Below are 12479 nucleotides of genomic sequence, written 5' to 3' on the forward strand. Positions count from 1 at the left end.
GCATGTCCTCATGGTCATGCGATTAGACGCGCCCGGCATCGCCGCGGGCGTTCCCCTTCCCGTGCTCGCCAGGCTCCGCCCGAAGTCACACCGGAATAGCGACGGCTACCCGGGACCGCTCGAGTCGCCCTCCTTGCCGCAGAACTCGGCGACCGTCGCCCGGCGCAGAATGACCCGAAGGACATGCGCCCGAGAGCATGCCCTCTAGCACATGTCCTTCCGGACCTGTCCGAAGGAGCCTGTCCCTCGGACCACACCTCCGCGGCCTACTCGCCGGCCTTGCGGGTCGCCGCTTCGATGCGGCGCTGCTCCTCGGCGTCGATCACCCCGTCGCGCAGCGCTCGCTCGACCTCGCGGCGGACCGCCTCGCCCGCGCGGGCGCGGGCCTTCTGCACCCGCTTGGCCTCCTCGCCCGCGCGGCGGGCCTCGGCCTCAGCGCGGCGGCCCTCCGCCTGCGTCCGGCGGCCCTCCGCCTCGATCTGCAGGCGCTCGCGCTCGGCCCGGCGGGCCTCGCTCTGCGCCTCGCGCTGGGCCTCGCGCTGGATCTGCCGCGCGTCCTCCACGACCCGCCTGTGCTCGCGCTCGAGGCGACGCTGCTCGCGCTGCTGCTCGGCCTGGGCCCGCCCGCGCTCGTCGGCGGAGGCCCGCAGCGAGCGGGACACCTCGCGCTCGACCTCGTCGGCGATGTTGTCGACGTCGAGGTGCTCCAGCGCGTCGGTGAGGCCGGCGAGGTCGAGATGTTCGACCTTGCGCTCGACCTCGGCCGCGATCTTCTCGGCCCGCCCGGCCAGCTCGGCCAGCTGCTGCGGGCTCAGCTCGGGCGCGCGGCGGGCCAGCGCCTCGGCGCGGCGCTTGAGCTCCTCGATCTTGGCCGCGTCGAGCTTGCTCGCCTGCTTGGCGATCGCCGCCGCCGCGCGCTCGAGGTCTCGGAGCTGCCTGGCGTCGATCACCTTGGCCTGGACCGCCAGCTTCCCGCCCTCGCGCACCAGCTTCTCCGACACCCGCGGCACCACGACCACGCGCCGGTGCGACCCGCCGTGCTCGTCCGAACAGCTGTCGTCGTCGTCGTCGTCATGGTCGTGCTCCACCGCGATGCGGAACGCGGGCGGCGACGGCGGCATCGGCGGCGTCGGCGGCGTCGGCGGCACCGGGCCCACCGCGTGCGGCGGCCCCGGCACGCGCAGGCTCGGCGACGGCACCACGTAGTTCACCTGCGGCACGAACACCTGGACCGACGAGCCCGGCCGCCCCTGCTCGCGCAGCTCGGTCGCCTTCCGCTCGTGCCGCTCCGCCTGGCGCTGCGCCCGGCGCTGCTTCGCCGTCCGCGGATCGGCGACCGCCTCGGGCGGCGTCGGCGGCGTCGGTGCGACGCCCAGCATCGTCGGCGCCGGCGGTGTCGTCCAGGCGCCCGGGGGCGTCGTCCAGGCGCCCGGGGGCGTCGTCCAGGCGCCCAGCGCCGTCGTCGGCGCCGTCGGCGGGGCCACCCCGAGCACCGTCGCCGGCTCGGGCGTCGCCGACGCGAACACGGGCTCGGGCATCAGCTCCGGATCGGGCGGCACCGGCGGCTCGGGCACCTCGGCGCGCGCGATCGACAGCGACAGCCCCGGCGCGCCGAGACCGACCATCGCCAGCAGCGCCGCGCCCAGCAGCCCGCGCCAGCGCCGGGCCCAGCGGCCGCGCTCGCGCTCGCGGGCGTCGAGCAGGCGCTCGACCCGACGCACCAGCAGCGAGCTCTTGCCCGCCATCGGGCTGGCGAACTTCCCGGCCATGTCCGAGCCGCCCGGCCACTGCGCCACCTCCGTCAGGCAGCGCGCCAGGTGCAGCCCCGACCCGGTGTGGCGGACCGCCCAGTCGTCGCACAGCTCCTCGGCCGCCTCTTGCATCCCGCGGCGGGCCACCCGGTTGAGCGGCTGGAAGAACAGCGCCGCCTCGAGCACCGACGCCAGCACCTGCCAGGCCGGATCGCGGCGCAGCACGTGGGCCAGCTCGTGGGCCAGCATCGCCTCTTGCTGACGCGGCGCCAGCCCGTGCGCCCGCGCCGGCACCACGATCTCGCGGCTCGCCAGGGCCATCGGCGAACCTACCCGTTCGGACATGGTCAAACGGACACTGTCCTGAGGGACACGTACGTGCGCCATCAGCCGCAGCAGCCGCTCGCGCAACGGACCCTGGCGCAGCGGCGTGCGCCCGCGGAGGCCGCGACGCAGCCGCATCGCGGTCACCCCGAGCCGGCCGAGCGAGGCCGCCGCGCCGAGCCCGAACAGCCCGGCGAAGAGCCACGCGGTCCACCCGGCCTGCGACTCGCCGGCCGGCGGCGCCCCGGGGGCCAGCGGCGGGGCGGACGGCACCATCGGCGCCATCATCGGCGGCGCCGACGTCGGCGCGCCCGACATCGCCGGCTCGATCATCGCCGCCGACGTCACGAACGCCGCGTGATCGATCCGCACGTTCGCCGGCGCGGCGAACACCGCGGTCACGCCCGCGTCGGAGATCATCACCACCTGCGGCTCGCAGCCGACGCACCCGTGCAGCTCCGGCATCATCACCGGCGCCGCGACCTCGACCACCTGCGGAGGCGGCGGCGCGATCGCGGTGTCCGGCGCCAGCGGCGGCTCGCCCGGCGCCAGCGAGCCGGCCTCGACGTGCACGCTGCCGAGCAGCGGCTCGACCCCGAGCCCCGTCTGCAGCGTCGCCGTGAACAGCCCGCCGACCAGCGACATCTTCCACAGCAAGCTGCGGGTCAGCGAGTCGAGCGGGAGGAAGCGAGTGAACGCCCACGTGCCGCCGATCAGCACCGAGCTGTGCACGAAGTACGTGCCCAGCCAGCTCACCACCGTGTGCACCGCCGGATCAAACATCGTCGTCGTCCTCCGCGTCGCCGGATCTCTGGGCCAGGAGCTGCTTGAGCCGCGCGACGTCGTCCGGATCGACGTCCCTGTCCTCGACCAGATGGCTGACGAGCGCCGACACGTCGCCGCCGAAGAAGTAATCGGTGACCCGCGACAGCATCGAGCGCCGGACCTCTTCCTCGGTGACGAGCGCGCGGTAGATGAACTGCCGCCCCTCGACGCGATGCGTCACGGTGCCCTTCTTCTCGAGCCGCGACAGCATCGTCGACACCGTGGTCGGCGCCAGCTCGCGATCCTGCTCGAGCAAGGCCGTGTGGACATCGGTCGCGGTCGCCTCGCCGCGGTCCCACAAGATCCGCAGCAGGCCGAGCTGCAGATCGCTGAGTTGGTGTGACTCGCTCATGAACGACAGCCGTAGTACTACACATGTAGTAGGGCGTCAAGCGGCCGCGCCGCCGACTCCTCGCTTCGACCCCGCCAGCTTGCCACCAGCTTCCCTGCGCGACATGCGCGGAAACGCCCTCGCGTCTTTCGCCCACACCCGCTCTCGTGACGCTCCAGTCCTCGCGCCGCGGCCCTCGCCCGTCGAGCCGATGTTTCCGACGCTCCGCAGCCTCTTGTCGGGGCATCGGTGCGTCCAGCCTCGAGGTAGGCCTCGGTAGCAGTCGGCGCTGGAGCGATCTGCCTGGCGACCGCGAGGCGCCATCCGGCTTGGAGACCCCCTCTACAATGACCGCGGAGGTCGCCGTGCCGCGTCGCTCGCTCCTGTTCGCAGGGATCTTCGCATGCATCCCATCGTCGGCCGTCGTGTGATCAAGGCCGGCGACGGCGACCCCGACCTCGTCGTCGGCGTCCACTTCCACGGGGAGAGTCACCTCCTCCTCCACGACGATGACGCCTTCGTCCGCCACGACATCCTCCCCGGCACGCCCTGCAACATCGGCGATCTCGAGCAGTGACAGCGGCGCCGGGCAGATGGCGCGCGGGCTGTCGGTGCCCCGCGTGCTGCAGCGCGAGCTTGGGACGGCAGACCCGGTGCGCCCGGTGCTGCTCTTCGAGCTCGAAATGCCCGAGTGCGAGGTGATGGAGGCCGTGCTCGCTCAAGAGGCGCAGGTCGATTGCCGGAAGATCGCCGCGTGGGAGTTCGACGCCGAAGCGAGCGCGTCGATCTGCGACGCCGCCGAACGGATCGCCGCCGGGCGCCTGTCGATCGCCTGCGAGTCTTACGCGATGCCGCAGATCGAGGAGCGCGCGGCGGCTCCCCGCCTGCGCCGCCGCCCTGGTTGCAGCACGTCCTCGATAACCTCGTCGCCGACTGGCTCGACGCCGCCGGCGGTGGTCGAGGGCGCCGCGCACGTCGTCCCGTACGGCACCGACGAACACGCCCGCCTGCTGCCGCTGGCAGTGAGCGGCCGCGCGGTCAAGCGGGCCGCGCAGCGCGCGAAAAGGCCCGCCGAGTTTCACCCGGCGGGCCTTCGCATCGCGCGAGTTCTCGCTGCATTCCCTCGCCGGTCTCGCTGCATTCCCTCGCCGGTCTCGCTGCATTCCCTCGCCGGTCTCGCTGCATTCCCTCGCCGTCGCTTGTCGGCCGGCGTCCGGCGCGTGTCTTGAGCGGCATGCGAACACCGATCGAACATGGTTCGAGGAATAGGACGACCAGGATTACGACGACACGATGCCGCTGCACGTGCTCGTACTGAGCCGCGATGCCGAGGGACGATCGGTCGCGCGCCACGGGATAATGGAGCGGTGCAATCACGGCGAAGCCGAGCCTGTGGACGGCGCCCCCCGCCACTTAGCACTAATAGGCGTTTGCCTTGGAGCCCCCGACCGTGCGACCATCTATTCGCGATAGGAGTATCCACATGAGTGATCCGACTTTCTCCCGTAGCTCGATCAACCAGTACATCGTGTTCAACCAGAACTACAACGTCCTGCCGGTGAAGATCCGGCTCAAGGGCGCCAGCGACCCGGGCGTCATCAACCTCAACCCCGGACAGCAGATCGTGGTCGGCATCCAGTACAACGGCAATCTGGCCAAGTTTTATTACAACAATGCCGTCGTGCAGATGATCGATCTCAACAACGGCGCCAGCTCCGACGATCTGAACGCGCCGAACTGCGACAACAACAGCTACAACACACTCCGCTACAACGAGGGCAGCCCGCAGGGCGGGCTCGACGTCGTCAACTTCGATAGCTGCACGTACAAGGCGAGGTTCGACGACCAGGACGGCATCGCCGGCGGTCACAGGGCGGCCTTCGTCCAAACCATCGAGGGGAGCGCGATCAAGGTCGCTATCCGGCTCGCGGAGGCGTAGCGCTGCGGACGATTCGCGTTTCCTGGCCCAGCTGTCGACACGCGTCCGCGGCGCGACTACAACGCCGTCGCGCCTATTGGAGACGCGTCGTTCCGTACGGCACCGACGAACACGCCTGTCTGCTACCGCTGGCGGTGAGCGGCCGCGCGGTCAAGCGTGTCGCGTAGCGACGCGAGAAGGCCCGCCGGGGTTCACCCGGCGGGCCTTCGCGTCGTGCCGACGAGCGGCCGTCACGCGGCCCTCCTCACCTCGGTTCGGACCGTTCGGACCGCCCAGAGCGGGAGACCGATCCGGCGAACGATCACCATCGTCGCCCCCGGCCACCGAACTGCGAGATCACCTGATTCACGATTTCCCGCTGGCTGCTGATGAGGTCGTGAACGTAGCGGCGGGAGGTGTCGCCGCGACAATCGGAGCACGAACCGCCACGGGCCTTCACTCGCGGGCCGAGCTCACGAACGAACGCGGGTCGGGGTTGCGGTGGATATCAAGCGTGAGGGGGAAGGGCGAGCGGCCGGGGGGTGGTCGTGGTCATGGGCCCGGGCCGATCACGTGAGACCGCGTCGCCCGCTTCGGGTATTTCACGCGTTCGAAGATGGCTGCGGCTGCCGCGGCGATCCGACCGGCGGCGCGCCCGGCCTCGCCTTGCTCCCCCTGCTCGGCCGCCGGCGATCGCGGCGAGTCCTGTGATTTTCGCGGAGCCCGAGCACCCCGTCACCTCGGGCGCAGCGCAGTTCGTCCGATCGTCACCGCTCGGTCTCGCGTTCGCTCGCGCGCGCAGGTCCGCGCTTGTCGGCCTCGCGGCCGGCGGATACGCTGGCGATCGTGAACCCTCCCGGCACCGAATTCGACGAGGTCGCTCTCGGGCTCAAGGCGTCCACCGGCCACCGGGTCGCCGGTGCGTTGATGATCGTCAACGCCGCCCTGGTCCTGCTCGAGACCTTCATGATGCCGGCGTCGGGCAAGCCCGATCTGCTGCTGACCCCGAGCTTCCCCGTCACGGCGCTCATCGACATCGCCCTCGGCGTCAGCCTCCTGAGCGGCAGCGCCGGCGCCGTGCGGCTCAGCGTCATCCGCGTCGCCCTCGGCCTCGTGCTATTCACATTGATCCGCGTGCTCGCCGGCGAGTGGTTGGCCGCGGGCATGCAGCTCGGCGTCAGCGTCGCCTTCCTGCTGCTCCTCCTCGGCCACCCGCGCAAGCTGCGGATCGGCGTCGCAGCGGTCCTGTTCGGCCTCTACCTCGCCCTCGAGGGCCTCGGCCTCTACATCGTCCTGTCCGGCCAGAACCCGCTCGCTCGCGCCGTGCTGAGCGCTCGCGGCGAGCTGGCCGGCGAGCCCGCGGGCGACGTCGTCGGCGAGCTCGTGGACTACCGCCTGCGCGCCCCGTCCGACCGCTGGTACCTGCGCACCGGCGAGGCCGCGCGGCGCGACAACCCGCTCGCCGATCGCTGGCTCATCCGCCCCGACCTCGACGCTCACATCCTCGTCATCGCCGAGCGCGTGCCCGACACCATGGTCCCGCTGGCCCCCTTCGTCGACACCGTCGTCGGCAACATGCGCGGCGCCGCCACCAGCTTCGAGCTGCTCGACGCCGCTCCGCTGCCCGGCTACCCCGACACCGGCAAGCTGCTGCGCATGCGCGCCACCGTCGACGGACAGAACATCGACTACCTCGCCGGCCTCGTCACCGCCTACGGCTCGGCCTATCAGCTGATCGGCTTCACCGGCGCGCTCAACTTCGCCGCGGTCGAGCCCGAGCTGCGCGCCGCGATCGAGTCGTTCGTCCTGCCCGCCAGCGCCGCCCTGCCGCAGGGCGCGGGCCGCGTGGTCGGCAACGCCGCGCCTTATGCCATCACCGCCCCGAACGAGCGCTGGATCACCGCCTCGCCGGAGATGCTGGCGCAGCAGAACCCCGACAGCGACCGGTGGATCTTGCGGCCCGACGTCGACGCCCACCTCACCGTCGTGCTGGAGCCCCTCGGCGAGGAGACCACGCCCGCCGCGCTGATGCAGCAGATGCCCGAGCGCATGCGCAGCAGCTGGCCGACCGCCAACTTCCAGCCCGACGAGCCGCTCGCCGGCGCCCACGCGAGCGGCCAGCTCCTCCACGCCAGCGTCGCCGGGGCCCAGGGCGCGTTCGAGATCGACTACGCCCTCTACGTCGTCGGCCTGCGCGCCTTCCACGTCATCGCCATGGCCCCCGCCCCCGCCTACCCCGGCGTGCGCGACGAGCTGCGCCGGGCCCAGCTGTCGTTCGAGCCGCCGAACGACTGAGCGCGCGCCTTCCCGTTCGGACATGCCCATCCAGACATGCTCCAATGAGCATGCCCGATGCGTCATGCCCTGAAGGACAGACCTTCGCGCGGACGTCTGCGAGCGCGCCCGCGAGGCTTGAATTCGTGCGCGCTTTCGAGTACCCCCGAAGGATGCACCGTCGTCCGCGCCCGTGGCTCGCGCTCGTCGTCTTCAGCACCGCCTGCGCCGGCGGAGGAGAGCCGCAGGCGACCGACTCGGCGAGCTCGCCCTTCATCACCCTCACCGGCGGCGACAGCGACACCAGCGAGGGCGAGACCGACACGACCACCACCACCGGCCTGCCCGACCCGACGACCACCACCGGCACCACCGGCACCACCGATCCGGGCGAGCTCTCCACCACCACCGGCATCGGCCCGACCGGCCCCGACACCACCGGCGACCCCGAGACCACCACGGGCACCACCGGCGAGCCGCTCGACCCGTGCCCGCAGATCCGCATCGTCACGCCGAACGACGTGCTCAACGTCCGCCCCACCCCGTCGACGGCCATGGCGGTGGTCGGCACGGTGGAGAACGGCACGGTCCACGACGTCCTGGCGATCGTGCAGGGCGAGAACATCGACGGCGCGGACACCTGGTACCAGATCGCGGGCCCGTGGCCCGAGGGCTACGTGTTCGGCACCTTCGTCGAGTGCATCCCGGAGCAGCCCCCGCCCGACGAGGACGGCTTCTTCCTGCCGCTGCAGTGCGGCACCAGCACCACGATCACCCAGGGCAACAACGGCGACTTCAGCCACATGGGCAACTCGGCCTACGCGTTCGACTTCTCGCTGGCCTCGGGCACCCCGCTGGTGGCGATCGCCGACGGCACGGTCTCGAAGCTGTACGCCGAGACCATGCCGGGCGACCCCTGCTACAACGGCGGCGGTCAGGAATGCAACCCTTACACCAATTTCGTGACCCTGCTGCACAATGACGGCACCGGCTCGGTGTACGCGCATTTGAGCGCGGTCCAGGTCAGCATGGGCCAGGTCGTCCCGCGCGGCGGCGTCGTCGGCCTGACCGGCTCGACCGGCTGGTCGACCGGCCCGCACGCCCACGTCGCCCGCCAGGAGAACTGCGGCAGCGGATTCTGCCAGTCGATCCCGGTCTCCTTCGAGGACGTGCCCGACGACGGCGTGCCGGTCACCGGCGAGATGGTCACCTCGATGAACTGCCCCTGAGCGGTCCTTCGTGTACCCGCTCGCGCCGTTCCAGTCGACCGACCGCGCCAAGCTGCACGCGGTGATGCGGGCCTTCCCGCTCGCCACCCTGATCTCCGCCGGCGCGCCGTGGCCGACGGTGACGCAGGTGCCGCTCGTCCTCGACGACACGCGCGAGCCCCACGGCGTCCTGCTCGGGCACTTCGACGGCAACAACCCCCACGGCGCCGCGCTGCGCGCCGACCCCCGCGTCTACGCGCTGTTCCACGGCCCCAATCATTACATCAGCCCGTCGATCTACCCGACCGAACATTACCCCGGGTGGAACTACGTCACCGTCCACGTCCACGCGCTCGCCCGCCCGCTCACCGACCGCGAGCGCGTCGCCGACATCCTGTTCCGCCTCGCCGAGTTGCACGAGCCGAAGGACTCCGACTATCGCCTCACCCGCGAGCAGCGGAACTTCGAGCGCTTCCTCGACATGGTGTTCGGCTTCGAGCTCGAGATCGCCAGCATGCGCGCCATTTTAAACTGGCGCAGGACAAGGGCGACGCGCAGGCGCAGATCGCCGCCGATCACCTGGCCGAGGTGACGCAGACCGATCTGCGGCCCCTGCTCGGCGCCCTGCTCGCGCCCGAGAAGACCTGACCTCCAGGACAGGTCGTCGTTCAGGGCGAGACGAGCTCGCCGCCCTTCATGACGCCGCGGACCGCGTGGAGCAGCACGCGGATGTCGGTCAGCGGGTCGCCGTCGACCGCGACGATGTCGGCGAAGTAGCCGACCGCCACCCGCCCGACCTGGTCTTCGACGCCGATGCTCGCCGCGCCCCGGATCGTCGCCGCGCGCAGCGCCTCGAGCGGGGTCATCCCGGCCTCGATGAACCACTCGAGCTCGCGCGTGTTCTCGCCGAACCCGGAGAACACCGCGTCCGAGCCCATCGCAGTTCGACCCCGGCGAGGTGGGCCAGGTTGGTGGTGGCGAGGTTCAGCGCGATGTATGCGTCGAACTCTGCCCTCATCTCGAGGTCGTACTCGAAGTAACCGAGGTTGTCCCGGTAATAGCGGTTGTGATCGATCGTCGGGACGTAGGTGATCCCCAGGGCGATCATGTCCATGAAGTCGATCGTGTCGAGGCCCTCGGGGTGCTCCATCGCGTCCGGGCCGGCCATGATCACCAGCCTCGCGGTGTCCGCGTGATACGCGTGGACGGCGATCGGCTTGCCGAGCAGGTGCGCCTCGTCGACCGCGGCCGTGAGCTCCTCGAGGGTGAAGCTCGCCGTGCAAGTGAGCGTGTCATCGCTGCAGGTGTCGGCATACACCTTGATCAGATCGGCGCCCTCCGCCACGTTCTGCTGGATCTCCGCCTGGATGTGCGCGATCGAGGGCACCGGCCCGCTGATGCCTCTCCCGGCGGTGTAGATCCGCGGACCGACGAGCCTCCCCGCAGCGCTGTCGTCGCGCATCCGGGCGACGATGGGCGACCCGGGGCCAGCCCCCTTGTCGATCACAGTCGTCACGCCGAGCTTGACCGTCTTCTCCGCCGCCCGGCGCGCCAGCGCGTCCACCACCGCCGGCTCCTCCTGGACGAGCCACCATCGCCGCGACCAAGGCTCGCTGCCGGGCTCGTCGTCGGTCTGATAAGACAGGGTGTGTGCGCGTCGACGAGCCCGGGGACGCCGCTGTAGGCGGACCAGTCGATGATCTGCGCGCCGCACGGTATTTTCGCCTCGTCGGTCTCGACTGCGACGATCCGACCCTCGCGCACGATCACGATCGCGGGCGCGAGCACGCCGCCGTCCAGTGGATCGATCAACCGCCCGAGCTTGACCGCCCGCTCGGCGCTCTCGCAGGTCCGGCCGCTCGTGCTCGCGGCGGTCGGTGAGGCCGGGGCAGACATACCGTCCGAGCCAGCCTGACAACCCACGAGTGCGAAGATCCAGCCCTGCAAGCGGAGCCGAGCCGTCGTCCTGGACGAGCGCACGCCGTCTTGCGCCGATATTCGGGAAATGTGGGACGTCGGCGCGGACCCGGCGCGTAATGCAAAGATAGGACGATAAACGCGGCGCATTGTCCTCCTTTATAAAAGGCGAGCCCTCGATGGCTCGAGCCGGCGCAGCCTCCGGCTCATGATTTGCCGCACGGCCGGCGATTCCAGACTTGCGAAATAGCCCGAGGAAATGGACGGCCTCCTACCACCTCGCACCTCGGCGTGCAGGCACACGCTGGTCTACGAACGGTCGTCGATCAGCAGACACGCGCCTGGCGTGGACCGCCGCCGTTCTCCTCTCGTGGCCGCCGGCGACTTCTGGCCGCCGCAGCCCCGCCGCGCGCGATGCCTGCTGGAGCGAGCGCCGGTGCTCACGGGCAGCAATTGAGGCGATTGCACACGTCAGCGTTCGGGTCCGTCAGCCCTGGCGAGCAGTGCGTCTCGACTGTGTCCTTTTTCAGACAATCGCAGGACCAGGGGCCCTCGCTGGCGAGCTTGCACTGGACCCGTCGCTCGCCCCTGTCCTGAGCGCAGGCCGCGATCACGTCCTCGTCGTCCTCTGAATCGCCGTCGCACACGCGCGGCTCGCCGCACACCCCGGAGCCGAACACCGGGGCGCTGCAGCCGTTCGATCGGCACTCTTCGGCCGACACGCACGGCTCGCCGTCGGCGCTCGGCGCCACGCACAGCGGCTTCTCGCCCGACCAGTCGCAGCGCGTCCCTCCTGGCAGCGATTGTCGGGGCATGGCTCGCCGACCGCCGGCAGCATCGCGCAGGAGCCGTCCTGCCATTGCGACGCGCCGCGACAGAAGCCGCGGATGCACTCGCCGTCGTCGCGGCACTTACCCGCGGGCGACACCTTCCCCGTCAGCACCCGGCAATCGATCAACCCCGCGTCCGCCGGCCGGCTCTGCGCCGCGTACTCCTGGCAGCTCATCGCATTCAGCCGCTCGACGCAGGCCGCAGCCGCCTCCCCGTCCCACTCGGACCGCCCGGCCAGCGCCGAGCCCGCGACGCCGCGCTCGAACTCGACCAACCGAGGCCCGTAGAACTCCTCGCAATCGTCCGCGTCGGCGACCGCCTCGTGCGGGAACGTCAGGAACAGCCGCCGCCGATCGACGGGCGAGCAGCAGTCGAACACCTTGGCGCAGGCCGCCTGCGACAGTCGCCGGCCGAACCCCGCGGGCGACAGCACCGCCGCACCCTCGGTCTCGCCGCCGGTCGTGTCGATCAAGCCGGTCGTGTCCACCCCGGCCGGTGAATCGGTGTCCTGCGTCTGCTCGGCGCAGGCGGGCGACAGTACGAGCATTGCGCCGACGATCGAGCTTCGGATCATCACGCGGCAACGCTACGGCGCACCGCCGGCGCAGCAACGCGATCGCCGGCGATCGCTCCCCGGCTCGCCTGCGCCAACCTCTACCGAATCAGCGGACTCTGCCGAATCCTCACCCGGCGCGGGCGACGTTGCAGCGAGCGAGCGACCGCGCTCGCCTCTCACTCACGAACGGCGGCGAACGAGCCGCCCGTCCCGGGTCACACGGCTCGTCGAACCGCCGCAATCGCTTGGACGGGCGAGCGAGGCGTCACAGGTCGAACACCTTGTCGAAGCGCAGCAGCTTGAAGATCGCCAGCGGCTGAGCGTTGATTCCGACGATCCGCACCTCGCCGCCGATCTCGCGGGTGTGCTTGTGAAGCGCGACGACCGCGGCCACGCCCGGAGTCTCGATGTTCGTCAGCTCGGTCATGTCGAGGACGACGTGACGCCGCCCCTCGGCGACCAGCGCGTCCGCCAGCGCCCTGAACGCCTCGACCGAGTGCCCATCGAGGCTGCCTGAGAGAGAGGACGCTCTTGTCGCCGTCGT

General features: G+C 71.0%; 14 protein-coding genes. 7 read left to right on the plus strand and 7 right to left on the minus strand.

The genetic code is table 11. From position 1 onward, the window contains the following. Positions 1-266: 266 nt before the first annotated feature. Both OV079_RS26550 and OV079_RS26555 read right to left on the minus strand, forming a co-directional pair. A complete protein-coding gene (locus OV079_RS26550) occupies positions 267-2858 on the minus strand; it encodes a M56 family metallopeptidase (protein ID WP_267771716.1) in 2592 nt (863 codons plus the stop codon). After that, positions 2851-3252 (minus strand): BlaI/MecI/CopY family transcriptional regulator, encoded by a 402-nt coding sequence (locus tag OV079_RS26555; RefSeq protein WP_267771717.1) that lies wholly within the window; start codon positions 3250-3252, stop codon positions 2851-2853. The genes OV079_RS26550 and OV079_RS26555 overlap by 8 nt, the downstream gene beginning before the upstream one ends. 382 nt (positions 3253-3634) lie before the next feature. Here OV079_RS26555 and OV079_RS26560 point away from each other — a divergent pair, with 382 nt between their 5' ends. From OV079_RS26560 to OV079_RS26585, 7 genes are all read left to right on the plus strand, one after another. Further along, complete coding sequence (locus OV079_RS26560) at positions 3635-3808, plus strand: hypothetical protein (protein WP_267771718.1); 174 nt, start codon at positions 3635-3637, stop codon at positions 3806-3808. 16 nt (positions 3809-3824) lie between these two features. Beyond that, on the plus strand, positions 3825-4460 hold the full coding sequence (locus tag OV079_RS26565) for a hypothetical protein (RefSeq protein ID WP_267771719.1): 636 nt from the start codon (positions 3825-3827) through the stop codon (positions 4458-4460). Positions 4461-4714: 254 nt separating this feature from the next. Continuing rightward, positions 4715-5170, plus strand: coding sequence for a hypothetical protein (locus tag OV079_RS26570; RefSeq protein ID WP_267771720.1), 456 nt, complete (start codon positions 4715-4717; stop codon positions 5168-5170). 552 nt (positions 5171-5722) lie between these two features. Continuing rightward, positions 5723-5860, plus strand: a complete 138-nt coding sequence (locus OV079_RS58625) for an MYXO-CTERM sorting domain-containing protein (protein ID WP_420829426.1) — start codon at positions 5723-5725, stop codon at positions 5858-5860. 135 nt (positions 5861-5995) lie between these two features. Beyond that, a complete protein-coding gene (locus OV079_RS26575) occupies positions 5996-7444 on the plus strand; it encodes a hypothetical protein (protein ID WP_267771721.1) in 1449 nt (482 codons plus the stop codon). 152 nt (positions 7445-7596) lie between these two features. Beyond that, the gene (locus OV079_RS26580; protein WP_267771722.1) at positions 7597-8652 is read left to right on the plus strand and encodes a peptidoglycan DD-metalloendopeptidase family protein; all 1056 of its coding nucleotides are present in this window, start codon (positions 7597-7599) and stop codon (positions 8650-8652) included. A gap of 10 nt (positions 8653-8662) precedes the next feature. After that, positions 8663-9223 (plus strand): FMN-binding negative transcriptional regulator, encoded by a 561-nt coding sequence (locus OV079_RS26585; RefSeq protein WP_267771723.1) that lies wholly within the window; start codon positions 8663-8665, stop codon positions 9221-9223. Positions 9224-9299: 76 nt separating this feature from the next. On the opposite strand, the gene OV079_RS26590 is transcribed toward OV079_RS26585, so the two are convergent. The 5 genes from OV079_RS26590 to OV079_RS26610 form a co-directional block, all read right to left on the minus strand. Next, positions 9300-9569 carry an amidohydrolase family protein gene (locus OV079_RS26590; protein ID WP_267771724.1) on the minus strand — a complete coding sequence of 90 codons (270 nt, stop codon included), beginning with the start codon at positions 9567-9569 and terminating at the stop codon, positions 9300-9302. Further along, positions 9494-10198 carry an amidohydrolase family protein gene (locus OV079_RS26595; RefSeq protein ID WP_267771725.1) on the minus strand — a complete coding sequence of 235 codons (705 nt, stop codon included), beginning with the start codon at positions 10196-10198 and terminating at the stop codon, positions 9494-9496. The genes OV079_RS26590 and OV079_RS26595 overlap by 76 nt, the downstream gene beginning before the upstream one ends. Continuing rightward, positions 10144-10527: a hypothetical protein gene (locus OV079_RS26600; RefSeq protein ID WP_267771726.1), complete on the minus strand. Its 384-nt coding sequence runs from the start codon at positions 10525-10527 to the stop codon at positions 10144-10146. Before OV079_RS26600 ends, OV079_RS26595 begins: the two co-directional genes overlap by 55 nt. A gap of 461 nt (positions 10528-10988) precedes the next feature. Further along, positions 10989-11363: a hypothetical protein gene (locus OV079_RS26605; RefSeq protein WP_267771727.1), complete on the minus strand. Its 375-nt coding sequence runs from the start codon at positions 11361-11363 to the stop codon at positions 10989-10991. 837 nt (positions 11364-12200) lie between these two features. Continuing rightward, positions 12201-12410, minus strand: a complete 210-nt coding sequence (locus tag OV079_RS26610; protein ID WP_420829541.1) for an STAS domain-containing protein — start codon at positions 12408-12410, stop codon at positions 12201-12203. Between the last annotated feature and the right edge of the window lie 69 nt (positions 12411-12479).

Origin of the sequence: Nannocystis pusilla (assembly GCF_026626665.1) — a bacterium.
GTDB classification, from domain to species: Bacteria; Myxococcota_A; Polyangia; order Nannocystales; family Nannocystaceae; genus Nannocystis; species Nannocystis pusilla.

Coding starts and splice junctions, on each gene's coding strand:
- OV079_RS26550 (WP_267771716.1), bottom strand. CDS start 2,858: ATGTTTGATCCGGCGGTGCACACGGTGGTGAGCTGGCTGGGCACGTAC.
- OV079_RS26555 (WP_267771717.1), bottom strand. CDS start 3,252: ATGAGCGAGTCACACCAACTCAGCGATCTGCAGCTCGGCCTGCTGCGG.
- OV079_RS26560 (WP_267771718.1), top strand. CDS start 3,635: ATGCATCCCATCGTCGGCCGTCGTGTGATCAAGGCCGGCGACGGCGAC.
- OV079_RS26565 (WP_267771719.1), top strand. CDS start 3,825: ATGGCGCGCGGGCTGTCGGTGCCCCGCGTGCTGCAGCGCGAGCTTGGG.
- OV079_RS26570 (WP_267771720.1), top strand. CDS start 4,715: ATGAGTGATCCGACTTTCTCCCGTAGCTCGATCAACCAGTACATCGTG.
- OV079_RS26580 (WP_267771722.1), top strand. CDS start 7,597: ATGCACCGTCGTCCGCGCCCGTGGCTCGCGCTCGTCGTCTTCAGCACC.
- OV079_RS26590 (WP_267771724.1), bottom strand. CDS start 9,569: ATGGGCTCGGACGCGGTGTTCTCCGGGTTCGGCGAGAACACGCGCGAG.
- OV079_RS26600 (WP_267771726.1), bottom strand. CDS start 10,527: ATGTCTGCCCCGGCCTCACCGACCGCCGCGAGCACGAGCGGCCGGACC.
- OV079_RS26605 (WP_267771727.1), bottom strand. CDS start 11,363: ATGCCCCGACAATCGCTGCCAGGAGGGACGCGCTGCGACTGGTCGGGC.